General features: G+C 43.5%; 30 protein-coding genes. 12 read left to right on the top strand and 18 right to left on the bottom strand.

Annotated features, from left to right (window positions below; all coding sequences use genetic code 11):
* Positions 1–30: 30 nt before the first annotated feature.
* The 14 genes from ACK1I8_RS00500 to ACK1I8_RS00435 all read right to left on the bottom strand — a co-directional run bounded on the left by ACK1I8_RS00500 (position 31) and on the right by ACK1I8_RS00435 (position 13913).
* Positions 31–768, bottom strand: coding sequence for a metallophosphoesterase family protein (locus ACK1I8_RS00500; RefSeq protein WP_412467437.1), 738 nt, complete (start codon positions 766–768; stop codon positions 31–33).
* A 27-nt stretch (positions 769–795) separates the two neighbouring features.
* Entirely contained in the window at positions 796–1875 is a 1080-nt protein-coding gene (arsB, locus tag ACK1I8_RS00495; protein WP_412467436.1) for an ACR3 family arsenite efflux transporter, read from the bottom strand.
* 3 nt (positions 1876–1878) lie between these two features.
* Positions 1879–2298, bottom strand: a complete 420-nt coding sequence (locus ACK1I8_RS00490) for an arsenate reductase ArsC (protein ID WP_412467435.1) — start codon at positions 2296–2298, stop codon at positions 1879–1881.
* 4 nt (positions 2299–2302) lie between these two features.
* The gene (locus tag ACK1I8_RS00485) at positions 2303–2794 is read right to left on the bottom strand and encodes an N-acetyltransferase family protein (protein WP_412467434.1); all 492 of its coding nucleotides are present in this window, start codon (positions 2792–2794) and stop codon (positions 2303–2305) included.
* A gap of 7 nt (positions 2795–2801) precedes the next feature.
* On the bottom strand, positions 2802–3371 hold the full coding sequence (locus tag ACK1I8_RS00480) for a DUF6428 family protein (RefSeq protein WP_412467433.1): 570 nt from the start codon (positions 3369–3371) through the stop codon (positions 2802–2804).
* A gap of 38 nt (positions 3372–3409) precedes the next feature.
* Positions 3410–3739 (bottom strand): ArsR/SmtB family transcription factor, encoded by a 330-nt coding sequence (locus tag ACK1I8_RS00475; protein ID WP_412467432.1) that lies wholly within the window; start codon positions 3737–3739, stop codon positions 3410–3412.
* A 194-nt stretch (positions 3740–3933) separates the two neighbouring features.
* Positions 3934–6471, bottom strand: a complete 2538-nt coding sequence (locus ACK1I8_RS00470; protein WP_412467431.1) for a heavy metal translocating P-type ATPase — start codon at positions 6469–6471, stop codon at positions 3934–3936.
* Positions 6472–6483: 12 nt separating this feature from the next.
* Entirely contained in the window at positions 6484–9267 is a 2784-nt protein-coding gene (locus ACK1I8_RS00465) for a multicopper oxidase domain-containing protein (RefSeq protein ID WP_082018555.1), read from the bottom strand.
* A 12-nt stretch (positions 9268–9279) separates the two neighbouring features.
* Positions 9280–9756: a heme-binding domain-containing protein gene (locus tag ACK1I8_RS00460; RefSeq protein ID WP_039474427.1), complete on the bottom strand. Its 477-nt coding sequence runs from the start codon at positions 9754–9756 to the stop codon at positions 9280–9282.
* A 7-nt stretch (positions 9757–9763) separates the two neighbouring features.
* Positions 9764–10336 carry a DUF3347 domain-containing protein gene (locus ACK1I8_RS00455; RefSeq protein ID WP_412467430.1) on the bottom strand — a complete coding sequence of 191 codons (573 nt, stop codon included), beginning with the start codon at positions 10334–10336 and terminating at the stop codon, positions 9764–9766.
* A gap of 115 nt (positions 10337–10451) precedes the next feature.
* Complete coding sequence (locus ACK1I8_RS00450) at positions 10452–10940, bottom strand: DUF3347 domain-containing protein (protein ID WP_412467429.1); 489 nt, start codon at positions 10938–10940, stop codon at positions 10452–10454.
* Between the two features lie 108 nt (positions 10941–11048).
* Positions 11049–11486 (bottom strand): hypothetical protein, encoded by a 438-nt coding sequence (locus tag ACK1I8_RS00445; protein WP_412467428.1) that lies wholly within the window; start codon positions 11484–11486, stop codon positions 11049–11051.
* Between the two features lie 287 nt (positions 11487–11773).
* A complete protein-coding gene (locus tag ACK1I8_RS00440; RefSeq protein WP_412467427.1) occupies positions 11774–12988 on the bottom strand; it encodes an efflux RND transporter periplasmic adaptor subunit in 1215 nt (404 codons plus the stop codon).
* Positions 12981–13913 (bottom strand): efflux RND transporter periplasmic adaptor subunit, encoded by a 933-nt coding sequence (locus ACK1I8_RS00435; RefSeq protein ID WP_159435276.1) that lies wholly within the window; start codon positions 13911–13913, stop codon positions 12981–12983. The genes ACK1I8_RS00440 and ACK1I8_RS00435 overlap by 8 nt, the downstream gene beginning before the upstream one ends.
* A 553-nt stretch (positions 13914–14466) precedes the next feature.
* Here ACK1I8_RS00435 and ACK1I8_RS00430 point away from each other — a divergent pair.
* The 12 genes from ACK1I8_RS00430 (at position 14467) to ACK1I8_RS00375 (ending at position 23800) form a co-directional block, all read left to right on the top strand.
* Positions 14467–15108, top strand: a complete 642-nt coding sequence (locus ACK1I8_RS00430; RefSeq protein WP_090985886.1) for a Crp/Fnr family transcriptional regulator — start codon at positions 14467–14469, stop codon at positions 15106–15108.
* 124 nt (positions 15109–15232) lie between these two features.
* Positions 15233–16030, top strand: a complete 798-nt coding sequence (locus ACK1I8_RS00425) for a sulfite exporter TauE/SafE family protein (RefSeq protein ID WP_056095265.1) — start codon at positions 15233–15235, stop codon at positions 16028–16030.
* An 85-nt stretch (positions 16031–16115) separates the two neighbouring features.
* The gene (locus ACK1I8_RS00420; protein ID WP_056095268.1) at positions 16116–17534 is read left to right on the top strand and encodes an MBL fold metallo-hydrolase; all 1419 of its coding nucleotides are present in this window, start codon (positions 16116–16118) and stop codon (positions 17532–17534) included.
* A gap of 7 nt (positions 17535–17541) precedes the next feature.
* Positions 17542–18162, top strand: coding sequence for a class I SAM-dependent methyltransferase (locus ACK1I8_RS00415; RefSeq protein WP_056095270.1), 621 nt, complete (start codon positions 17542–17544; stop codon positions 18160–18162).
* Positions 18163–18178: 16 nt separating this feature from the next.
* Positions 18179–18517, top strand: coding sequence for a rhodanese-like domain-containing protein (locus tag ACK1I8_RS00410; protein WP_197413310.1), 339 nt, complete (start codon positions 18179–18181; stop codon positions 18515–18517).
* Between the two features lie 163 nt (positions 18518–18680).
* Positions 18681–19238, top strand: a complete 558-nt coding sequence (locus ACK1I8_RS00405; RefSeq protein ID WP_056095272.1) for a YeeE/YedE family protein — start codon at positions 18681–18683, stop codon at positions 19236–19238.
* 11 nt (positions 19239–19249) lie between these two features.
* Positions 19250–19663, top strand: coding sequence for a DUF6691 family protein (locus ACK1I8_RS00400; RefSeq protein ID WP_056095276.1), 414 nt, complete (start codon positions 19250–19252; stop codon positions 19661–19663).
* Between the two features lie 14 nt (positions 19664–19677).
* A complete protein-coding gene (locus tag ACK1I8_RS00395) occupies positions 19678–20055 on the top strand; it encodes a DUF983 domain-containing protein (protein WP_412467426.1) in 378 nt (125 codons plus the stop codon).
* 122 nt (positions 20056–20177) lie between these two features.
* Positions 20178–21518 (top strand): MBL fold metallo-hydrolase, encoded by a 1341-nt coding sequence (locus tag ACK1I8_RS00390; protein WP_056095282.1) that lies wholly within the window; start codon positions 20178–20180, stop codon positions 21516–21518.
* Positions 21519–21530: 12 nt separating this feature from the next.
* Positions 21531–22610 (top strand): c-type cytochrome, encoded by a 1080-nt coding sequence (locus ACK1I8_RS00385; RefSeq protein WP_199562757.1) that lies wholly within the window; start codon positions 21531–21533, stop codon positions 22608–22610.
* A gap of 4 nt (positions 22611–22614) precedes the next feature.
* On the top strand, positions 22615–23070 hold the full coding sequence (locus ACK1I8_RS00380) for a DsrE family protein (RefSeq protein WP_056095285.1): 456 nt from the start codon (positions 22615–22617) through the stop codon (positions 23068–23070).
* A gap of 340 nt (positions 23071–23410) precedes the next feature.
* Positions 23411–23800: a YidH family protein gene (locus ACK1I8_RS00375; RefSeq protein WP_056095288.1), complete on the top strand. Its 390-nt coding sequence runs from the start codon at positions 23411–23413 to the stop codon at positions 23798–23800.
* Positions 23801–23873: 73 nt separating this feature from the next.
* Here ACK1I8_RS00375 and ACK1I8_RS00370 read toward each other — a convergent pair whose 3' ends face one another.
* From ACK1I8_RS00370 to ACK1I8_RS00355, 4 genes are all read right to left on the bottom strand, one after another.
* The gene (locus ACK1I8_RS00370; RefSeq protein WP_056095291.1) at positions 23874–24230 is read right to left on the bottom strand and encodes a response regulator; all 357 of its coding nucleotides are present in this window, start codon (positions 24228–24230) and stop codon (positions 23874–23876) included.
* 87 nt (positions 24231–24317) lie between these two features.
* Positions 24318–24500 carry a hypothetical protein gene (locus ACK1I8_RS00365; protein ID WP_056095295.1) on the bottom strand — a complete coding sequence of 61 codons (183 nt, stop codon included), beginning with the start codon at positions 24498–24500 and terminating at the stop codon, positions 24318–24320.
* Between the two features lie 31 nt (positions 24501–24531).
* A complete protein-coding gene (locus ACK1I8_RS00360) occupies positions 24532–25098 on the bottom strand; it encodes a hypothetical protein (protein ID WP_056095298.1) in 567 nt (188 codons plus the stop codon).
* Positions 25095–25325 (bottom strand): hypothetical protein, encoded by a 231-nt coding sequence (locus tag ACK1I8_RS00355; protein WP_056095301.1) that lies wholly within the window; start codon positions 25323–25325, stop codon positions 25095–25097. The genes ACK1I8_RS00360 and ACK1I8_RS00355 overlap by 4 nt, the downstream gene beginning before the upstream one ends.
* Positions 25326–25329 lie beyond the last annotated feature (4 nt).

Below are 25329 nucleotides of genomic sequence, written 5' to 3'. Positions count from 1 at the left end.
CCTCGAATTTGATTGTCCAATTGATTGAGATTATTTTGCAAGCCTCAAGGCATCAGCAAACTCATCGGGCAATGGACTTTCTATTATAGCTTTAGCAGATGCTTCAACATCGTATTCAACACGTCTGAATTCAATTTCAATATTATTTTTATCGGTTGTGGAACTGCCTTCATTTAAGTGAACTATAACGTAACAACCCTTTGGGTCACCGTCTTTAGGCTTTCCGACGGACCCCAGGTTGATCACATGTTTGAACCGTCCAGCTCGTGTCTCTAAGATTCGGTGATACGGTTTATGGGAGTGCCCGACGAAAAGCAGATCTGCCTCAGCTTCTTTAAGCATTTCCAAAACATAGTCTGCATCTGTGTCTATCAGGATATATTCATCTATGCTCCTGGTACTGCCGTGCGCAAAAACAAGGTTTAGTTTTTCACCGTTCAGTTTATATTCTAACCTGATATGTGCTGGAAGCGTTGTCAGATATTCCCTGTTATCCTCACGAATCAGGTGATAAGCATATTTTTTGCCCGGTTCATTTAAACTTTCAGGAGTGGTAATGATATTTTCAACTTTTTCGTCATGGTTGCCTTTTAAGGTTGCAATCCCTCGTCTGCGGATTTCATCAATGACTTCATTGGGATAGATATGGTAGCCTACAAGATCCCCCAGACAATATACGGCATCGGGCTTTTGGCTGTCCATATCTTGCAGCATGGCTTCAAAAGCGGGGAAATTGGCATGGACGTCAGAAAATAATGCAATTTTCATATCTGAAAAGGTGTTTAGAATTGTTTGTTAGTTAGTAGCCTCTGTTGTGGCATAATATTTTTTCCTGAACCAGAAGGCCAGGTTCACCAGGGCTATCAATGCAGGAACTTCCACCAAAGGTCCGATTACCCCTGCAAAGGCCTGTCCGGAGTTGATGCCAAATACACCGATGGCCACAGCAATCGCCAGTTCAAAATTGTTCCCAGTAGCTGTAAAAGCAATGGAAGTACTTCTAGAATAATCTGCCCCAAAATACCTGCCTGCAAAAAAGCTGACGATGAACATGATAGAGAAATAGATCACCAGCGGTATGGCAATACGGACCACGTCCATTGGTATCTGTACGATCAGCTTACCTTTCAGGCTGAACATAATGACAATGGTAAACAGCAAAGCGATCAGGGTTATAGGAGATATAAATGGTATAAACTTGTTCTGGAACCAGTTTTCGCCTTTGAGTTTGATTAGTGCATATCTGCTGATAACACCCATTGCAAATGGCAATCCTAAATAAATGCCTACGCTTTTTGCGATCTCACCGATGGTTATATTTACCTCAAGGCTTTTTAGGCCAAAGAAAGGTGGCAGTACGGTAATGAATATATAGGCAAACACGCTGTATAACAATACCTGGAAAATGCTGTTCAATGCGATCAGGCCAGCGGCATATTCGCGGTTACCTTCTGCCAGTTCGTTCCATACCACCACCATGGCGATACACCTCGCAAGCCCGATCAGTATCAGCCCAACCATATATTCGGGGTAATCCCTTAAAAAAGTAATGGCCAGAAAGAACATCAACAAAGGGCCGATCACCCAGTTCAGCACCAGGGAAACGCTCAACACTTTGGTATCCTTAAATACTTCACCCATATTTTCGTATTTTACCTTGGCAAGTGGCGGGTACATCATCAGGATCAGGCCGATGGCCAGCGGGATGTTGGTTGTACCACTGGAAAAGGAATTGATAAAACCGGAAGATGAGGGGATAAAATAGCCGATGCCAACCCCGATCGCCATCGCGATAAAGATCCATAGGGTCAGGTAACGGTCAAGGAATCCTAGCTTTTTTCGTTCTGCAACGGGGGCACAATTGTTTGCACTCATGGTTTATCTGTTTATGTACTGGTTTACAAAATCTGCTGAATAGGCTTTGATCAGCTCACGTACCCTTCTGAATTCGTCCATCACTTCTTCGGGGGTTCCTGTCGCCTTTGCAGGGTCAGGGAAATTCTGGTGGAAGCGGTCTACCTTGCCCGGAAAGAAAGGACAGGCTTCATTGGCATTATCGCAAACGGTGATCACTGCATCAAAATCAATTCCGGCATATTCATCCACATGGTTCGAGCTATGTCCCGAAATATCGATATGATCTTCAGCCATCACTGCGATAGCTTTCGGATTTACGCCATGTGTTTCAATCCCTGCGCTGTAGATCTCTGCATTGTCTCCGGCAAAATACCTCAGACAACCTTCTGCCAGCTGGCTTCTACAGCTGTTTCCTGTGCAGAGTACTAATATTTTTTTCATGTTTTTATTCTTTTCCTGTTATTTTACTTCTTCGTTCCATCAGCACTGTATCCCGCCATACCCCGTCCATCTTGCCGATCTTTTCGCGATAACCAATTTTTCTAAAACCGAGCTTTTCGTGCAGGGCGATACTTGCCGTATTTTCCGGAAAGATGCCTGATTGCAGCGTCCAGATGTTACTGGCCTCACTTTCGGTGACCAGCTTTTGCAATAGCGCCCTACCTATCCCTTTACTACGATAGCCTTCTTGTATATAGACGCTAACTTCTGTTACCCCTGCATAGACACATCTGCCTGAAACAGGGGTTAAAGCTGCCCAGCCTGCCACGTTGCCATCAATGATAGCGACATAGCGGAGACCGGCCAAATGGCCTTTGTCCCATTCTTCCCATGCCGGAGCGTCGGTCTGAAAGGTAGCCTGCTTAGTGGCGATACCTTGTAGATAAATAATTCTAACCTCTTCCCAGTGCAAGGGGAGTAATTCTATAATTTCCATACGCTGATTAGCAGCAGCCCGAACCGGGTTCACAGGTCTGTCCCGCCCCAGCAAGGTTTACCATCTGTAATTTTGGTTTTTCTTCTTTCACCGCTGGTGCACAGCATTCTTCACCTGTTTCTGTTGTTCCACAACTTCCCCCACGTCCGATTGCTTTACACTGCGTAAAATCAGGGATCAGGTTAACGATCAGGTTATCGCCATCGATCAAAAATTCGCCGGGATACATCTGTCTGGTATCAAACTGTGAGTTTCCAAACTCTATCTTAACAGTTCCCAGGGGATTGAGCGGTAATGATTTTTCTACCAGACTTACAATTGACAACGCTTTGCTAACCTGCATGGCCCTTTCGCTGTCCTGTACGGATGGCTCCCAAAGCTGTACGATAATTTCTGTCCAGGTATTCATTTTTCCTCCGCAATCCACAGATACAATCGGTGCCTGTTTGATTTCGGTAATATGGTATGAAGCATCTACCCACTTACCTTCCGCATACTGGAACTGTAAGGTCAAATCTGGATGTTGTTCTAATGTGGCTTTAAATGTTTGCCAGTTGGTCAATTCTGCATTGTTCATAATATTGCAATTTAACGATTGATATAAATAAAAAAAGGTTAGCAGCAGCTGGTTTCGCCTTTGTACGAGCCAAAGAATGTACCCAACTGTTCTTCCAATAATTTCCAGGTTTTAGGGTTGATACAATAGCAGACACTCACGCCTTCGATCGTTCCCTGAATGATCCCGGCTGTTTTAAGTTCTTTAAGGTGTTGCGAAATGGTTGCCTGGGCTAAGCCCAGTTCCTCTACCAGATCCCCGCAGATACAGGTGTTGGATATAAGGATCCTTTGCAGGATGGCAATGCGGGCAGGATGCGCAATGGCTTTCAGCAATGTGGAAAGCTGGTTCTGCTCGTCGGAGAATATTTCTGATCTTGTAAGTCCCATAATTTTATATCGCAATATTACGATATAAAATCAATAACCCAAAATAAATTTGATTTTTATTTGTGGTGACCAGAAAATCAAAAAGCTGCATTTTACGTTTTCATCCGCTTGAAAAAACCAAAGCCTGCGATCTATTAGATACTTCAATAACGTCCATCGGTAACAGCATCTACCTTATTTCTTAATTAAAAATATCAGTCGATTTTGGCATTTCTCAATCTCAGGGAATTTAATATAACCGAAACCGAGCTAAAGCTCATCGCGAGTGCAGCGATCATTGGAGAGAGTAAAATCCCAAAAAACGGATATAAAATACCTGCCGCTATCGGAATGCCCAATATATTGTATCCCAGGGCAAAAAACAGGTTTCCTTTGATATTTCCCATTACTTTATGGCTCAACAACCTTGCTTTTGCGATCCCGTTTAAATCTCCCTTCACCAATGTGATCGCGGCGCTCTGGATGGCCACGTCTGTTCCCGTGCCCATCGCAATCCCGATATCAGCCTGGGAAAGTGCAGGGGCATCATTGATGCCGTCACCTGCCATGGCTACCTTTTTGCCTTCGGCCTGTAGTTTTTTTATTTCATTCAGCTTATCTTCCGGTAACATCTGAGCCTTGAAACCATCCAGATTTAAAGTTGCGCTTACTGCCCTTGCTGTATCCTCATTGTCTCCGGTAAACATAATCACCTTGATGCCTTCCTGCTGGAGCTTTAGGATCGCAGCTGCGCTGGAAGGCTTGATCTTATCCGAAATCACGACAAACCCCACTGCCTGATTTTCAACCGCCAAATAAGAAACTGTTTTACCCTGCCTTTGAGCGGCACTAACCTGCTCGGCCAGACTTGGATCAATCACCGCTTTAACATGCTCCATCAGTTTTTGGTTCCCCAAAGCCAGTCTTTCCCCATTCAGACTGCCTGTTACTCCCTTCCCGGTAACGGCCTCAAAGTCAGATATAGCCTTAACGGATATTTCGTTTTCCTCCCCATAACGCAAAGTTGCCTGAGCCAATGGATGTTCGCTGCTGCTGTTCAAAGCCACAATTTTTTCGAGTATATTCTTCTGAGAAAAATCTGGATTTACACTGACCACCTTTTCTACCGAAGGTTTACCTTCTGTAACCGTACCCGTCTTGTCGATGACCACTACATCAATCGCATTCATTTTCTCAAGGGATTCCGCATTCTTGATCAGTATCCCAGACTGGGCGCCCTTCCCTACTCCCACCATTACGGACATTGGGGTAGCCAGGCCCAGCGCACATGGACATGCAATAATCAATACCGCGATTGCATTTACAAAAGCATAAACGTAGGCTGGATCGGGGCCGTATACTGCCCACACCACGAACGTTGCGATGGAAATCAATACCACAACAGGCACGAAATAACCTGAGATTTTATCCGCCATCTTTTGGATGGGCGCTTTTGAGCGGCTGGCGGAATTGACCATTTCGATGATCTGTGACAGCAGTGTTTCTGAGCCCACTTTTTCGGCAAGCATCACAAAAGTCTTATTGCCGTTGATGGTGCCTGAACTTACCTTGTCGCCTATTTTTTTCTCAACAGGAACGGGTTCTCCTGTGATCATTGATTCATCAATTATAGCTTCCCCGGTCTTAATACTACCATCCACCGCAATTTTGTCACCAGGCTTGACCCTCAGCAGATCTCCTTTCTGAATATCATCAATAGATACTGATATTTCCTTGTCCCCAACCACTTTTGTTGCTGAATTAGGGGCCAGCTTCAACAGCTCCTTAATGGCGCTGTTGGTTTTGCCATGCGCCCGGGCTTCCAAAAGCTGACCGAGCAGTACCAGCGTAAGAATCACGGTTGCCGCCTCAAAATAAACGAAAACGGTGCCATGATGTGTTTTAAACTGATCAGGAAAAACTCCGGGGAATAGAAGGGCAACAATACTGAAGCCCCAGGCAACCCCGGCACCAATCCCAATCAGTGTAAACATGTTCAGTTTCCAGGTTATTATAGATTGCCATGCCCGCTGAAAGAACATCCAGGTTGCATAAAAGACCACCGGAATAGAAAGAAAAAACTGAACCCAATTCCAGTATTTAAGTTCCAATAGATCAAACAAAGGATTATTTGGAATCATTTCAGTCATGGCTATAACAAAAATGGGTATGGTAAAAACTGCTGCTATCTGGAATTTTTTGAGCAGGGTTTCATAAGTTTTATCTTCTTCTTCAAGGTTTGTACCTGTAGGTACCAGGTCCATGCCGCAGAGCGGACATGATCCTGGTTTGTCCCTGATAATCTCGGGATGCATGGGGCAGGTAAATTGAGATGCCTGTTTCTTGGCAGGCTGTTTTACCAGGTCCATCCCGCATACAGGGCAATGACCTGGCTTATCATAAGTCTTCTGACTTTCACAGTGCATAGGACAATAAAACAGGCCTCCCTCTTCATTTTTATCATCATTTTGAGCCGCGGGACTTTGCTCATTGGCTGAATGATCCTGATTATGATGTTCTGACGAATTTAGAACATGTTTTCTCTGAACTGCCATTTCAATACCGTAATGTCCGGCGGCAAAAAGAGCCTCCTGCAGCTTTTCTATGGGGATATGTTCTTGCATAGTTATGACGGCTTCAGCAGGTTCAAGGGTTACCTGTGCAGAAACGCCATCAATCGCATTCAGCACATTTTCAACTTTGCTCCGACAGCCCTGACAGCTCATTCCGGTTATTTTATAGGTGTGTTCCATGTTTTTGATTTGTTAGTAGCTTAATGTCAATCCGGCGCCATAGCCCATATCACTGTCGTAATGTGTTGAAAGCCCAAAGTACTTCGTAACGATGTACCTGAATCCGGCCATATATTCCTTATCGGTATTGACCATAAACTGGAAGCGCAGTCTTTTGGAAACAGGGATATCTTCCCTCATCAGCTGAAACCTGACATTCCCCTTGTGATCGAGGGAAGCATCTGCAACGATCAACAGCGGTAGGGTATATTGAACTCCCAAATGAAATACCTGCCTGAAATTTTTGGTATTTCCCTGCCCGAAAAGATTGTTTCCCGGCGAAAGTGATTGCCCGAAAACATTCTTGTCCAAGGGATCAACCGTTCTTTTTCTAAAATCCCATCCGACATAGGGCAATAGCCATTGGTTTCGCCCGATATATCTTCCAAAATGACTTTCACTTTCATAGCCCATTTCCTTGTCAAACCCAATCCGCCATTCAGTGGTAAAGCGGTAACGGGTATTGGCGAGCATAAACTCACCATCACTTCCGTTTGTTTCAATCCCAACCCGTGCCATTGGATGAAATGCCCTGTCATCACTGAAAAGTTTTCGCTGTGCCAGCTTGGGGTCCGGAATTTCGGGATTAGGCGGAGAATTCTCATAACTGAATACCCTTCCCATACCGCTCATCATATGGTAGAGAATATGGCAGTGGAAGAACCAGTCGCCTCCTGGCTCTGTTGCTGCAAATTCAAGGGTATCCCGCTCCATGGGCATGATGTCGATAATGTTCTTCATTGGGGCATATTCTCCCTGCCGGTTAATTACCCTGAAGTCATGGCCGTGAAGGTGCATAGGATGGCGCATCATACTGTTGTTGTAAAGGATTATCCTAACATTTTCGCCCTTTTTTATCAGTATCTTATCGCTTTCAGAAACAGTTTTGTTATCCAGCGTCCAGACGTAACGGTTCATATTTCCCGTAAGGTCAAACTTGAGTTCCTTCCATGGGCCTTTCGGCAGGGTTGTTTTCTTTGGATCTCGAAGCATATTATAGTTCAGAGTAACGATATCGGCGGTTTCTGCCTCCATATTCATCCCTGCCATGGTCTTGTCAACAGACATCTGCATACCCGGCATCCCTTTCATTTTTTTCTCTGTTTTCGGATTTTCTTCACCGGTTACCTCCGGGTACATCACCGTATTCATATCCATAAGCTGGTTCTGCATCTTCATGCCTTCCATCTGTACCATATTGCCGCTCATATCCATCATATCGTTCATCATCTTCATTCCGGCAAAATATTTCAGTTTGGGCATTTTCTCTGCATGCACCTTTTCTCCCTTGCCCAGCCATAGCGATGCTGATCCCGTACGGTCTTCAGGAGTGACCAAAAATTCATAGCTCTTATTTTCCGGAATCGTGACCACTACATCATAGGTTTCGGAAACCGCTATAATCAGCCTGTCGACCTCTACAGGCTCCACATCATTTCCATCAGTCGCCACAACGGTAATCTTGCCCCCTGCATATTTAAGCCAGAAATAATCTGAGGCACCCCCATTTGCAATACGCAATCTTACCTTGTCCCCAGCCTTGAACTGCGGCTGTTCGTTCTGATTTTTCCCATTGATGAGAAAGGCTTCATAATACACATCGCTCACATCCATGGCATTCATGCGCTTCCATTCATTGGCTACCTTTGTTTTAAAATGTCCGGTCCTGATCGCTTCTGCATAACTCTGGGTAGTCCCTTTTTTGATTGCAAACCAGTCGTTGGCATTTTTCAGGCTTCTATGAACCTCCTCGGGCTTCATATCTGTCCATTCGCTAATGACTACTGGAAGGGTTGGAATATCCCACTCCGTACGTTTGTTCATGATAAATGCCCCATACATACCTATCTGTTCCTGAAGGCCGCTATGGCTGTGGTACCAGTGCGTTCCATGCTGGACGATGGGGAACTTATAGATGTAAGTAGCGTGCGGTTTGATCGGCATTTGGGTCAGAAAAGGAACACCGTCCATCTTGTTCGGAAGAAAAAGTCCGTGCCAGTGCAGTGCGGTTTCCTCGTCAAGATTATTATGCACGTAGATCAGTGCGGTATCGCCTTGCGTAAAGGTCAGTGTCGGCATAGGAATCTGTCCGTTTACCGCAATTGCCCGCTTTGATTTTTTTCCATAAGTTACCGTTGTATCGGCTATGTAAAGATCATAACGCACGGTGCGTGGCGGAAATTTATTCGAAACGGTTCTAATCGGGCCCAAATTAGCCTTTGCAGTTTTGATATTTTCCATGTCAGAACCGTTATCATCCATTGCCATGCCCGCCATATCACCCATATCCTCACTCTTTTTGGAACTTTCCTTTATTTCCCCATTCTTCTCAGGGTTAGCCTTGGGCTTTTCCTTAACAAGCTTCATCCCACATTTGGGACAGTTGCCAGGTTTGGAATCATGGATCTCGGGGTGCATTGGGCAGGTATAGGTTACTGATTCTGGTTTCGGCTTACTTTCCAATTTTTCTGCCGGCATTTTCATGACTTCCATAGCCCCCTTTTTTGCTTCCTGTTTCTTATTGAGTAGATCAGCTGTCTTTGCCTTATCCGCTTTACCTTTCTGCAGGATAAGCTTCATTCCGCACTTTGGACAGTTCCCGGGTTTTTCCGATTGTATTTCCGGGTGCATCACACAGGTATAGATCACCCTGGACTGACCAGCACTGCCGTTCTTGTCCGTTTTCATTCCCTTCATATCCTGGGCGGAAACCACAGAATAGAGTATCAATAAAAAGACTGTTAATATATTTTTCATTTCTTTGTTAATTTAAAGAGCAGTGAGATTCTTTCTGGTCAAACTATCCCTTGAATCCTGTACCCACTTTATGAGTATCGACTTTTCCCTCGGATCTAATATTGCATTTCTGTGGATCATGATATAAGAAGAAAGCGGCATTGTACCATCTTTTAAGCTATTTTCTATGGCCCGAAGTTTGTTCTGACGCCTTCGCAAGGTATAGCCGGCGAATTCATTAAAGTTTAGCTCCTCTTTTCCCGATCGTATGTGACTGTTAAGGTACCAGTGAAGCGGCTGAACATAGGCATACCATGGATATTCTGTGTTGTTGCTATGACAGTCATAACATGATTTTTTAAGTATACCCTGTACATCATCAGGCACAGGAACAAGTGTGGATATATCCTGAGGCATAACCTGCGCGCTTTTATTGCGTGCAGGCTGTAAGATCTGCATAAGCAGGAAGATAACTAATAGCCCAAGAAAGATTTTCTTTATGCCCGTCATTTTTGTGCTATTTCAGTTCTTCCTTAACAGTACCACAGGTCGGCATCGTTTTTCCAAGGTAAGGGTTTTTGATCTCCTTTACCTCACTCACCCAAATCGCACCCTTGTTGTTGTTGTACATGGGACAACGGTCAACATACAGGGGCTTGTCAGTGCCAAGGAGCTTGATCATATCGTACATGTCTTTGCTCAGCATATCGAAATGCTCACGTTGATGGGCAATATTGCCTGCATTGGAACCGATATGCTCTGCGTGCTCCTTGGCATCATCCCGAATATCGCTATATGCCCTGGCCTGCTCCGAGGTCAATGATTTTTCATCAAAACTGGCGAACCCTGCGACCATTTCACTGCCTGCGGCAGCAGCTTGTTTATCATCGTCCGTGGTAAGGGCATTTTTCAGTTTCAGATAGCCGGATAAAAGCGCAGCCGTTTGGTTTTTTTTTACCTTATTGGTTTCCCTAGAAACATTTTTGGTCGTGGAATCCGCTACAGCAGAATCTTGCTTTTCATTTTTGCCATTTGTACAGGCGGCAAGGAAAAATAGTGGGCCCAGAAGGCTATATATTAATGTTTTCATTGTTATTGATATATTTTGAATAAATTATTTCGAGCTGTATGTAGAATATTTGCACAGCTATATTGAACGGACCAAAACATCTCAATGCTAAATGTCCGTTCAATAACAATATGAATTATTTGATAGTCTCTTTTACTGCACCACAGGTCAGCATCTGCTTACCGAAATAAGGGTTTTTGATGCCAGCGTTATCAGAAAGCCAATAGCTCTTTTTCATTGGACAGTAGGCATAATAAACAGGCGCTTTGGTGAGTTTAACGGCTTTTGCCAGTTTAAAAAGATTGGCAGAAAAAGTTGCGAAATATTCTCTCTGATGGGCAATATCCTTACTCTCCGATATGTGCTTGGCATCAAAGGCAAGCTTATCCTGTAAACCTATAAATATATTCATATCGGCTTCTGGCATTGACTTCATGTCCATGCTGCCCAGCGCTCTGGAAAACTCAGTGGCTTTTGAGGCGGCGACTGTCGCATCTGCATTTATCAATGCATTTTTGATATCGTAATAAGAAGTTAAAAGTGACTGTGTCTGGCTATTTTGCGCAAGGACGCGGCCAGTGAAAACGATTGCCAATAGGACAACCAGAAGAAATATTTTTTTCATGATTTTAAGATTAAATGTTTACGCTATTTCCGCAGGAGTTTTGTCCGCGCGAAAGCCAGGCACCATGTCAATGTAACACGGGCTCTATTGGTAATTCTTGGTGAAATCTTATATCTGAAAGCTATTGATGGAAATCCGGATGTCCCTATTGGGTGGCCGCTCCCGCTGTCCGGCGTAAACACTCTTTTTGAGAACCAGTTTGACAGAAGGAATTAAAAAATTGTAATGATAATCTGGAAGCAATAGAACAGGTAGGATAACCTGGTTTTTAACGCTTTGGGGAACAAGCTTCCCCTGAACCACAAGGTCGTTGACCAGAGTCTTGCAACAGGGTTCTTCTTTTGAAAGATTCGGTCCATTTGAAGCGCTGTGTTTATGCACATGTGCCCCTTTATGCTGATGATCATGTTTGTGATTATTCTTTTTAGAGGAAACATGTACATCACTTTCTCCATGATTATCTCTTTCCATTCCAACTGCACAGGCAAAGCCAACAACAGTGTTGAGCAGAAAAATCACTAAAAGAAAGATGGCTTTGGTTTTCATCAGACTACAAATCTATATAAAGATGCGAAATTAAATTTATATAATTTTCCATATCTTTTATATAATTATATTAGAAAATCATCTCAAATTTCTGACATTGAACTTGTTTCAATATTTTCTGGCCCCTCGAAAAGTAATTTTGTTTCGCCGACTCCGAGCTGTCAAATGCTGAATTTGCTTTTCACCAAATTCCAGACAGTATTTACCGCAATCAAGTTACATACTATGCCAAATTTTACTTCCCATGGGTATTTATCCATAAGGATATGACGCACCAAATCATAACCTTACCCTCCATTTTTAAATATCGATTCACTCTCCAACAGGTAGGCTCCACTGGTGACCACCATTTCACCTGGTGAAATGCCGGACACTACCTGCACATACCCCCCGTTCCCTGCTCCGGTACTGACCTTTCTTCCAGAAAAACTTCCATCACTATTTTTGATCCATACCTTATTGCCTTTACCTCCTGCGAGTATTGAAGAAGTGGGCACAGCAACAGCATTCTGTCTTCCATTATCAATAGAAACGTATGCCAACATCCCCGGCCTGATCAGCCCCTGCGTATTTGGAACCACAATCCTGATTAGCGCAACCTTCGAGTCATCTGATAGTTCAGGATTTAAAAATCCGACCTTACCTTTAATAACCTGTCCGTTCAGGTCCGGAAAAGAAACGTTCACCATGTCATTTTCCTTATAGTTTCCGCTTTCGCCGGCATATAACTGCGCCTCTATCCATAGACTGTTCAACCCTTGCGTTTTTAATATAGCCATCCCCTCAGTTACGTAATCACCTTCGTGGATGGCGATATCGCTTACCGTTCCGTTAACCTTGCTGTATATGGTAACAGTGGCCGAAGTTTTGGACAAAGAAGAAAGATTTCTGATCTGGGCGGAGTTCAGGCCCCATAACAATAACTTGTGCTCTACTGTCTTGATCATGGCCTCATAATCGACGTCAGGATTATTTAATACCTTCTGCTGCTGCCTGGCCAAAAGGTATTCTTTTTCGGCTGATAACAGGTCTTCGCTATAAATGGAATACACTGCCTGACCTATTGTTATTTTTTCTCCAACGGACCTAACAAATAAACGCTGTATGCGTCCGGCCACTCTTGCACTGATCTCTTCCGCCTTACTTTCGTCCGTGGCAACTGTTCCGGTCAGAAGTTTTTCGCCCCCTGTATTTTCTTCCCTTACCGTATCAACTGTTATGCCTGCCAACTGAATCTGGCTTGCTGTCAATGTTATTTTTTCCGTGGCAGAATTTCCTGATCCAGTAAGTTCGACCTTGATCAGTTTCATGCCACAGATCGGACAGTTGCCGGGATGGTCTTCATGTATCTGTGGATGCATGGAACAGGTATAGTAAAATTTGCTTTTTGCTTTTGCCGCCGGCTCTGCTTTTTGTTTGCAGCTGTTAAATATACTTACTGAAAGCACAATAATCAGTAAGGCACAGATCCTTTTCAGGTTAATTCTTTTTATGTTATTCATGACCCTTTGTTTTGATGAAACTCTCACTGTCTGTTAAATACCCTGCATCTACTGCCAGGGTATCGGTTGCGGAAAGGCCTCTTGTTATCTGTATTTCGTTCCCTTTGAAAGTCCCAATATTTACACTATGTGCATAGTATAAGCTGCCTTTTTTTAGCCAGATTATTTTTGTCTGCCCAAGATCCTGCAGAGCAGACCTCGGTATCCAAAGCCCTTTGGATTTTCCCGTCTCTATTGAGGCATTGATTAGACTGTTTACCTTCAGCTGATGTTCCATATTGTCCAGATAAACCCTTGCGCTAACCGTTTTGTCACCTTGCTGAAGGGTAGGTTCAATAAAATCTACTTTCCCATATAACGTTTTACCTGGCAGATCCGGCAGGGTAATCTTAACCGGTTGATTTAACTCTAAGCTGGCCAGTGAATTTCTGTCGATCTTGATAATGGCCTGGAACAGGGCAGCCCAGGTGATCAGCTCAGGCATAATCTGGTAAGGGTGCCTTAAAATATGAACCGGCCTATGGTCCGACAGAGAAAGCCTGCGTTTTTTAAGGTAGACGGTAAAAAGAAGAATTGCGCAAAGCAGCAACCCTCCCGGTAAGCTTCCCCTTGGAGAGAGGATGATTTGTCCGGGTTCAGCAGCAAAAGCAGCATAGTTCCCTGCAGCATAAACCAGTTTATACCCGATAAGAAAACCTAAAAATCCATTGGTTATCCATTCCCATAACAAAATCTCCTTCTTAGGCTGTATAATAATCTCAACAGGTGCTATATGTCCTGCAGCCTCCTTTCTTTTAAGCTCAGCAGAAAACAGCAGGTAACCAGAAATAAATGCCAGGGCCACAAAGAAACCGAAAGTCTGAACGGGAAGCGGAATATATATTCCAAATAGGTATTCAATAAGATGGGTCAGGGTTGGGAACATAGGCAGAAACTGAAAAACCGCAACGTAAAAAAATATATTAGCCGCCATCAGGAAATTGCCCCAAGTAGTCCATAAAGTGGGGACCCTTTAAAAAGCAGATCCCCACTGATCCTATTTGGATAACAATAAGTCTTAAGCCAGCAAGCGTTTGAGCCACTTTAATTCAATATATAAAATTAAATGCCCAAAGACTAGTAAGCCACGCCTCAGAAGCTGATTATGACCTCATTGTTACGATTCATAGTTATGGTGGTACCTTTAAAAAGTCGCACTGATCGGGCTATTTCTTTCCGGGTCGATCAAAAAACATAAAGATTAACAAGGGATAAAAAATAAAAAACAATATGTGATTTTTGTCAGCTTTATCCCTGGACGAAGTGTTAGGTTTACTTTGGAAAAAACGCGCTGCATGTTTTAATTAGGGAACCATAGAGAGTTTCTTTGTAAATTTATTATACCCTTTATTCTATATCCAAAAAATGTATTCCAATATTTTAAAGAATTTTGGCGCAGGCCTGCAGTATAGTTATCTTTAAAATCCAAAACAGCTAAAATGAAAGATATGACCATTGCGGAATACATCGAAAGACTTTTTCCCCAGTTTGAACCTGCCCTTAAGACCATCCTTATCGAGAATGCGACGCTTAGGGATTTTCAGGGAGGTGATATGCTCATGCAAACTGGGCAGAATATGCGCTCCACGGTGCTTATCGTAGAAGGCATGGTAAAGCTCTACAGGGAGGGAGAAGATGGACAGGAATTCTTTATGTATTATCTCCAGCCAGGAAATGCGTGTGCACTTTCCATGATATGCGCAACCAAACAGGAAACCAGTCAGGTAATGGCAAAGGCCATTGAACAGACCAAGGTACTCATGATTCCGATTGCCCTGATGGATAAGCTGATGCGGGATTACAGAACATGGTATTACTTTGTCATTGAAACATACCGTATGCGCTTTGAAGAACTCCTCTTTGTCATCGATAATATCGCCTTTAAGGCAATGGATGAGCGGCTGGCCTTTTACCTGAAAAAGCAAGCTGGAGATTTAAACACAAAAGAACTGCACCTTACCCACAGTGAAATTGCATCTGATTTGAACACCTCCCGGGAAGTAATTTCAAGGCTGCTTAAGAAAATGGAGCAGGCAGGAGAAATTAAGATGTACCGTAATTACATCGAATATTTAGCCTAAGCCCATAAAAAGAATAAAGTTATTTTTACTGCGAAAGGCATCACTTCTTGAAAATATAATGAGTGTGACAAAAGTCACCAACATTGGTAGATGATAACTCGATTTTTGTTAAAAAATAACAGAAATGGAAATCATTGCATACGTTGCATCTGCCTTAATTGGAATTTCGCTTGGATTGATCGGCGGTGGCGGTTCTATCCTCACCATGCCGGTACTGGTTTACCTATTTGGGGTTAATCCGCTATTGGCTACTTCTTATTCATTGTTCATCGTTGGCTCTACAAGTTTAGCAGGTACAGTCGGGAATTTTAAGCGTGGGCTGGTGAATATTAAAACAGCTTTGCTGTTTGGTAGTGCATCCATCTCAACTGTATTCTTAACCCGCAAATTCATTATCCCCCTTATACCCAAGATAATAATAAAAATCGGCGATTTTGAGTTAACAGAAAACATGCTCATGATGGTACTCTTTGCAGTTTTGATGGTAGCGGCTGCAACAGCGATGATTAAAGGTGCAAGAGCAGAAAGCAGCACCCGAATAGAAAAACCCCCACTTCACATCGGTAAACTGTTTTTATACGGCATTGCCATCGGCCTCGCTACTGGTTTTTTGGGTGCTGGTGGTGGCTTTCTACTTATTCCTACACTTGTTATTTTAGTGGGCTTACCCATGAAAGAGGCCGTAGGTACTTCACTTTTCATCATAGCGCTTAATTCGCTCATCGGTTTCACCGGCGATCTTGGACATTTCCATATCGACTGGATCTTTCTCGCCAAAATTACTACCGTTGCCATTGCCGGTATCGTGGTAGGTGGAATGATAAACAAAAAAATAGATGGAGGAAAACTGAAGAAAGGTTTCGGGTGGTTTGTACTGGTTATGGGTTGCTACATCATTCTAAAAGAGGTAATATTTAAGTAACCTTCAGAAACAAACTCCTTGTGTGACAAAAGTCACCAACGACCATATCGTTAAGGATTAATTTTGACATACTAATTTAATCATCATGATTATAGAACAAATTTACACCGGATGTCTGGCACAAGGTGCCTATTATATAGAAAGCAACGGAGAGGCGGCCATTATCGATCCGCTTCGAGAGGTTAGTCCGTATATGGAACGTGCACGGAAGAACAACGCAAAAATAAAATACGTGCTCGAAACACATTTCCATGCCGATTTTGTATCCGGACACATTGATCTGGCTAAAGAAAGCGGCGCAGAAATCGTTTACGGGCCGAATGCAAAACCCGACTTTGATTTTTACGGTGCGAAAGACGGAGAAGTGTTGCGACTTGGTGGGGCAAAGATTAAAGTGTTGCACACCCCAGGACATACCATGGAAAGCACCTGTTTCCTGGTTAGCGATGAGCAAGGAAAGGAAATAGCACTGTTCTCCGGCGATACGCTTTTTATAGGCGATGTGGGAAGACCCGATCTGGCACAGAAACCGGTCAGTGAGCTTACAAGTGAGATGCTAGCAGGTTATCTCTTTGATTCTTTACGCAATAAGATCATGCCTTTAAGCGATGATATTATGGTTTATCCTGCACATGGTGCGGGTAGCGCATGCGGAAAAAATATGAGCAAAGAGACCACCGATCTTTTGGGAAATCAAAAGAAGACCAATTATGCGCTAAGGGCAGGCATGTCCAAAGACGAATTCATTAAAGAGGTTACTGATGGTCTTTTACCGCCTCCTGCATATTTTCCTGAAAACGTCATGATGAACATCCATGGATATGATAGTTTTAACAAAGTGATAGAACGAGGCATGCAAGCCCTTAACCCCGATGCTTTTGAGCGGGTTGCAAATGAAACAGGAGCGGTAATTCTCGACACAAGAGCTCCAGAGGATTTTATAAAAGGCTTTCTCCCAAACTCGGTAAATATTGGCATCGATGGAAATTTCGCCCCCTGGGTAGGAACTTTAATCCCGGACATTAAACATCCTATTTTACTTATTACAGATGAGGGTAGAATTGAAGAAGTGCTCACCCGTTTATCAAGAGTAGGATTTGATGGTGCAGTAGGTTACCTAGATGGCGGCGTCGTTGCCTGGAAAAAAGCTGGTCAGGAAACCGACGAGATAAAATCGGTTTGTGTAGCCCGGCTGGCCGAAATCGGCAAAAAAGCGGAGGTAAATATTCTGGACGTCAGAAAAACAAAGGAATACTTAAGCGAGCATGTCGAGGGTGCTGTCAACCTTCCACTGGATTATATCAACGAAAACCTCGGCACCGTCGATAAAACCAAGACCTACTTTGTTCACTGTGCAGGTGGTTACCGTTCTGTTATTTTCAATTCCATCATGCGCTCACGCGGGTACCACAACCTCATCGATGTGGCTGGTGGTTTTAAGGCCATACAGGAAAACGGATGTATTCCGACTACAGCATTTGTATGTCCAAGTACCTTAATATAAAAGGGATATGAAAAATGAGAAAAAATCGCACTGGGAAAAGGTGTATTTAGAAAAAAGTCCTGACCAGGTCAGCTGGACGCAGGTCTACCCCACAGTTTCAATGGAGATGATAACGGGGTTCAATCTGGATAAATCTGCTCCGATAATCGATATTGGCGGGGGAGACAGTCTGCTTGTGGATTTTTTGCTTCAGGAAGGCTACAGCGATATTACCGTAGTGGATATATCTTCCCGGGCATTGGAAAAGGCAAAGGCAAGGCTTGGAGAACTGTCTGGCAGGATACACTGGATCGAGACAGACATCAGGGATTTTGTGCCGCAAAGAAGTTATGCAGTCTGGCATGACCGGGCCACTTTTCATTTCCTTCATTCATCAGAGGAAATCCATAGTTATGCAAACACGGCAGGTCAGTTTACCGGAGAATACTTGGTCATGGCGACTTTTTCGCTCACCGGACCAGAAAAATGCAGTGGCCTGCCCGTTTCAAGATACAGTGAAAGAACGCTGCGCGAGATATTTAGAGAAGGGTTTACCGAAATAGAGTGCAGGCCGCAAGAGCACACTACCCCAATGCAAAGCACGCAGGATTTTCTGTTCTGCAGCTTTAAAAAAAATACAGAGCAATAAGAAACGAATAAATACAATGAATAAACTACTTCAAATGATCAGCAGTTTTTTTTCAAAAGGTGCGTACAACCTCGATGGCTACCACTTCAAAAACGAATTTACAAAAAGCAGTGACGCAGTCCTCTTAGATGTAAGGACAAAGCCTGAATATGCCCCAGGCGCGCTTCCTTCAGCCATATATATCGATTTCCTGGGTTCTGCCTTTTCTTTAGAACTTGCAAAGCTGGATAAGGCCAAGCGGTATTTCCTCTATTGCAGAAGTGGAAAGCGTTCCTCCTCAGCGGTATCGGAGATGAGAAAACTTGGGGTGGAAGCATTCAACCTGGTTGGAGGTATCGGTACCTGGCCAAAATGAAGAAATATATTCAAGAAATATTGATCTATTCAACGCTGCCGGCCGGATTTCTTCGGGATGGCAGTTTGCTAAAATGATTCAGCACTTACTTGCTCAAACCGCCACAGGCATTACCTTTTAACAACAACAAAAACACCCATATTAACATTTCATTTAAAAAAACATGATTGATTTTATTAAACAACCCTGGCCTTGGTATTTCTCGGGCAGCATGATCGTACTCATTATGCTCATCCTACTTTTTTTCGGAAAGTCCTTTGGCTTTTCATCAAACCTGCGAACGATGTGCAGCATAGCCGGAGCAGGCAGGAAAGTAAAATTTTTTGATTTTAAATGGAAAGACCAGACCTGGAACCTCATGTTCCTTATCGGCTCGGTAATAGGTGGATTTGTTGCTACAAATTACCTTAGCAGTCCATCTCCCGTAAAATTATCATCCGCCACAATCTCCGATTTAAATCAATTGGGCATTAAGTTCGATGGTGGGTTAAATCCAACCGGCCTGTTTTCACTGGAAGCAATGAAAGATTTAAAAACGCTGGCTATTTTACTCATCGGTGGTTTATTAGTCGGTTTTGGATCTCGTTATGCAGGCGGTTGTACTTCTGGTCACGCCATATCCGGGCTTTCGAATCTGCAAGTACCATCACTAGTAGCCGTAATCGGTTTCTTTGTTGGTGGCCTGATCATGACTTTCCTCATCATGCCTTTTATCTTTTAAATCTAAAAAAAATGAAATTCATAAAATATATTCTTGCAGGAACACTTTTCGGAATCATCATGACCAAGTCTGAGGCTGTTTCCTGGTACAGGATCCAGGAAATGTTCCGTTTCCAGTCTTTCCATATGTATGGAATTATTGGTACGGCCGTTGTACTTGGCGTAATTGCAGTATGGCTGATCAAAAAATTCAAAGCCAAGGATCTGGCCGGAAATCCGATTGTCTTCCACGATAAGGACAAGGCCTATATAAAATACCTACTAGGCGGCACCATTTTCGGCCTGGGCTGGGCACTCACCGGCGCCTGTCCCGGCCCCATGTTCGTCAACCTTGGGAGCGGATATGCCGGTATGGCGGTGGTCATCCTTGGTGCGCTCCTGGGCACCTATCTATACGGAGCGATGAAAAGCAAGCTCCCTCATTAATAAAATAGAATCTGATGAGCAAACTAAGGGCTATAATAGACCATAGATGTCCCAGGTGCCGAAAGGGAAAATTATATACCCATTCCATGTTCCATTGGAAATATGATCAGATGAATAAAAAATTTGCCTGCTGCAACCTGAACTATGAGATAGAGCCGGGCTTCTTTATCGGAGCGATGTATGTGAGCTATGTTTTCATTGTCGCAGAACTTGTCAATGCGGGCATTCCGGCATTCATGATCTTTGGCGAAGAAGAGCAGTGGGCAATCATCGCAACCACTATTTCGCCGGTCATCCTACTGTTCACCTTCAACTACCGCTATGCCAGAACCCTTTTGCTCCATGTCCTCTCTCCGATCAAATATGATGAAAGTGCAGGCAGAAACTGCTGAGAAGATTTTGGGGCGCTGTGACAAAAGTTACAGTGCGAAGAACCGCTAAAGGGTAAATTTGATGTAAACCTGGCAAAGGCAGGAATCATACCGTTAAACACATTAATCAAAAATAAAAACACATGAAAATAGAACAATTTGAAGACAAGCACCTCTCCCATTACAGCTATGCGGTACTGAGCGAATGCCGGAATGAAATCATATTGATCGATCCCTCCAGGGATCCGTCTGCATATTACCATTTTGCCGAAAAACACCAGGCCAAAATAGTTGGTGTTATCGAGACGCACCCGCATGCGGATTTTGTGAGTGCTCATCTTGAAATCCATCATAAGACCGGCGCAACAATATATTGCAGCAAACTCAATACGCCGTCCTACCTGTTTTCCCCATTTGATGAAGACCAGACGATAACCCTGGGAAAGATCACCTTAAGGGCAATCAACACCCCGGGGCACTCTCCGGATAGTATCAGTATTTTGCTCGAACACGATGGGAAACAAAAAGCGCTATTTTCCGGAGATACCCTTTTTATCGGTGACTGCGGAAGGCCGGATTTAAGGGAAAGCGGAGGTGATTCAATGGCGGAACGCAATTTCCTTGCCGCCCAAATGTACCATTCATTAAGGGACAAACTGATGAAACTCTCAGATGAAGTGATTCTGTATCCGGCACACGGGGCAGGTACGCTCTGCGGAAAAGCGTTGAGCGAGGCCAATAGCAGTACCATTGGTGCTGAAAAAAGAAGTAACTGGTCACTGCAGGAAATGACTGAGGCCGATTTTGTGAGCGCATTAAATGAAAACCAGCCATTCATTCCATTTTACTTCCCTTTTGATGTGGCCTTGAACAAGAAAGGCGCAGCACCGTTTGAAGATTCGGTAAGTGCGGTTCAGATCATGGAATCCGGTGAAAACTTAAAACCAAATGCCCTAATTATCGATACGCGAAGGGAAGATGTTTTTAAGAAGGGACATATAGAAGGCGCTGTAAATATCATGGATGGAAACAAATTTGAAACCTGGCTGGGCAGCATTGTGAAGCCTGAAGAGCCTTATTATCTTATGGCAGAAAATCTTGCTACATTGCATAGTCTTATCGCGAGGACCGCATCCATCGGGTATGAAACGCAGCTTGCCGGCGGTTTTATAAACGCAGTAGAAACTGTCCCGGATGAGATTATCGATATCCAAAATTTTAAAGAGAACCAAAATGGATATACCATTGTGGATGTGAGGAACAAGACAGAGCGTATGGAAAACAGTATTTTTGAGAACAGCATAAATATTCCACTGGGAAATTTAAGGGAAAGGGTAAACGAAATTCCGCTGGAGCAACCCGTAGCAGTACACTGCGCCGGTGGATACAGAAGTGCGGCTGCAAGCTCACTGATTGCATCCGTTATTGATGGCAAGCAAAAGGTGCTTGATATTGGTGAGGCCATTAAGGATTTTCAGAATTAATATTTTAAAAGTGTGAAAACAGAAAGAAACAACGAGGATAAACTGCAGGTATTTGCCCGGTTTGGAAAATATCTCGTATGGACGTCATTTCTATTCGTTGTGATCATGTTTTCTCTTGTTTTAGCACTCAGCGGATTTCATCTTCCAAAAAGTTTCTATGCGGATAAGCCTAATCCATCCATTCAAAAGAATCAAATAAAACCTTTAGAGCGCCGTGTTGCTAAACCCGAATATTGGAAGGCGCCTGATACGATGCAGCTTCAGGGCAAAGCTGATGCGGATCTGATCAGGTATGGCCGGGATTTGATTGTCCGTACGGCATACTATTTAGGGCCGCAGGGTATCGTAGGAAAGCTGACTAATGGTATGAATTGTCAGAACTGCCACTTGGATGCAGGAACCAGGCCCTTTGCGAATAATTTCTCCATCTTTTATGCAGGTTTTCCAAAAATGAGCGCAAGAAGCGGTAGAAAGGAAGAAGCCTTTGAACGGATTAATGAGTGCTTCGAGCGAAGCATGAACGGCAAAGCTCCGGGAAGAAATTCCAGGGAAATGGTCGCCATGTTGGCCTATTTAAAATGGGTTGGAAAAAAACAGGATGCCGCACATTCCATTGCGGATAATTCGGTAAAAAAAATCCCATATCTGGATGTGCCTGCAGATCCCCTGAAGGGGAAAATGGTATATGCCTCCAAATGCAGCAGCTGTCATGGAGAAACGGGCAAAGGCGTTGCCTCACCTGATGGAAAAGGATATATGTACCCTCCCCTTTGGGGCAGGGACAGCTATAACGATGGTGCAGGAATGTTCAGGCTTGGAAATTTTGCAGGATTTGTCAAAAACAACATGCCTTATGGCGCCACCTACAAAGATCCGAACTTAACGGATGCGGAAGCCTGGGACGTAGCTGCATTTGTGAATGCGCAGCCCAGACCGCACCTGGATTCCAAAAACGACTATAAAAACCTGTACACAAAGCCAATAGATTATCCCTTCGGGCCATATGCAGATCACTTTAGCGAAAAGCAGCATAAATATGGTCCCTTTATTGACATGGCTGAACAGCACGCACCTATAAAACAGAAAAAATAGAAACATGAAAAAATTACTGATCTTACTCCAGCTTGTCATCATGATGGTCATCACCACCAATGTATCTGCACAGGAGACAAAAAAACCGTTTACGGGTGCTGTTGCAAAAAAGAAATCATATAAAGCGCTATATGTACTTAACAGTGCCGAGGAAAAACATATTTCGGGAACACTCAGGAACATCAACAATGCTTTGGAGGATCCAAGATTGAAGGGAAAACTGGAGGTTGAGCTTATCGCCTTCGGGGATGGCGTGGCGGTTTATCGCAAGGATGGAAAGTTCCTTGAGCAGCTTAATTTGCTAAAGTCAAAGGGCGTAATTCTTGCGCAGTGCGAGAATACCGTTCGCGAGCGGAAAATCGATAAGTCAGATCTCTTCGATTTCATCAGCTATGTGCCAAGCGGCAACGGAGAGATCATCATCCGTTCGGCGGAAGGATGGGTAATCGTTCATCCCTAATGTAAAAACCAAAACGGCAGTGAATCTTTAAAAGGTGCAAATTGGTATTTCGATACGATGCAAAGATTAGGATCAGTTGTGCCGGATCCATTTCACCCGGGGCCGCAAACGCCGAAAATTATTGTCATGTTTAAATATCAATGGCTTATGCCGGCAACACTAAAATTCAAAAGGTTCGACAAAATTGTCTATCATCGTATGTGCTGTGCGGAGTAACGCATTTAAAAATGCTAGGGAATTTATCGAAAAGCTACATAATTAAAACAGTACTCGCCCAAACAGCATTGATAAAATTTTGTTAATCAGGCATGCGGTGATCCGTCAACCAATATTATCAATAATGGAAAAAGAAGAACAAGCCATTCCTAAATCAAACACTGGTGACCATCTGGCCAACGAACGGACTTTTCTTGCCTGGATAAGAACTAGCATAGGAATTATGGGCTTTGGTTTTGTGGTGGTAAAGTTTTCACTTTTTATCAAGCAGATCACTCTCGCTCTTGGGGCCAAAGCCGTCGTACACCAAACCGGCAACTCACAGAGGATAGGAATACTTCTTGTCGGGGTAGGCGCACTGACCATCATCCTGGCATTTATGCGCTATCAAAAAACTCATACACTTATTAATCAAGGCAGTTATTACCATTCCTCTACACTCATCAAAGTCCTTACCGTGGTTATTTTCATTTCAAGCATGCTTTTGTTGATATATCTTGTAAGAACGACTTAGCGGATCTCTGACATGGAAACACTGATTGTGAGCACGAATACCAAACTTGAGAGAACCCGTACTTTATCACCGGTCAAATATGTTTCGCTACCAAACGCAGCAGGTCGTGAATATCGAAAGGCTTTTTAATAAAATTCTCTGCAGCGCAGCCCCTTCTAATGTCATAACGGTCCGCATGAGCACTCATCATGATAATCGGAACATTCCGGGTTTTCTCTAAGGACTTCAGGTAACTGCAGACTTCAATGCCGTTTCCATCGGGGAGCATAACATCCAGCAGAAAAAGATCTGCAACATGATCACTTAGCCCTGCCATAAACGAGCTTACCGAAGAAAACGCGGAAACCCCGTACCCCTCACTGTTAAAAAGAAGCTGTAATACTTCGGTTATACCCTCATCATTTTCCAAAAGATATATCATCTTTTCCATTTGTCATGCATATTGTGGGTTGCCCCTGGTTATAATAAATCTGATTTGCCATTCCTACGAATGTTTTTTAAAGGTCTAAAAAGGCCCCTACTTCCTCAATTTTCGCTTCTCATTGAGATGGCCGGTTTCCAGGTTCAACCGCTCCAGCAGGTAACGCAATAAAACCTCTCTATCTTGGTTTGCGGGGTGATATGCGTTATCTCCACCCTTTGCTGAGGATTTATTATGGTCAAAAGTTTCAAATGGTTGTGAAATATTTTTCTCTGTCATAATTTAAATTTTAGGTTAAATATTTTGCCTATTATTTTTTAGTTCCTGAAATTGCCAGAGCCAAACGAAGTCCAAAAAAGGAAACCTGCCCTCCGCTGCTTTTCCAACCCTCATAACGAAGGCCGAGATCTGCACTATAATGCTTCGAAATTGGAATGCTGGCACCCAAAGTCGGTCCGTAGGCAAAAGAGGTATTGAGTCGGTCTCCAAGAGTATTTGCTGCACCAAGCTCAAGGGCAGCGTAATAGATACCTTCAAAGTAATATTTTGCTCCGACTTTAATTGGAACAACACCATTCATGCTTGTTGGCTCTCCTAAATAATCGAGACGTTTTTTTACCTCATCCCTGTAGCGGAAAGTCATATAGCCCGCAGATCCGGTTAGGTTGAGGTGCTCCGAAACCTTGAATTCCACCTTTGTTGATGCCCCATATCCGTTGACATAAGTTTTAGCCGTCTTACCGGTCGGAAAGCCCATGACAAAGCCTACCGATATCTTGGGGACGGCAGTTTGATCTTGCGCCTTTACCTTTACAGTCATTAATAACAGGAAACAGATCAGAAAAGGTTGAAATGTCCATCCGGCATAGGCACTCATAGGGAGGTCCTGTAAAAAATGTTTAACTCGGCCGCAATGCTTTCCAGGTAAGGGGCAAGCTTAAAATCTCTTGATACAAAGGATATTACCCCTTGTTTTTTACATTCCCAAACCGTCCCAACCAGCTCTCCCTCGATGTAGACCTGGTTGCATCTTTTCTTTGGGACATCTATGCAAATGTGTTTTCCCCCGATTTCAAACTCATGGTTAAATTCTAAATCTTTCATATTT

Origin of the sequence: Pedobacter sp. KLB.chiD (assembly GCF_047040275.1) — a bacterium.
Taxonomy (GTDB): domain Bacteria; phylum Bacteroidota; class Bacteroidia; order Sphingobacteriales; family Sphingobacteriaceae; genus Pedobacter.
The sequence above is the reverse complement of the archived record's forward strand: the minus strand, read 5'-3'. Positions and strand labels throughout refer to the sequence as shown.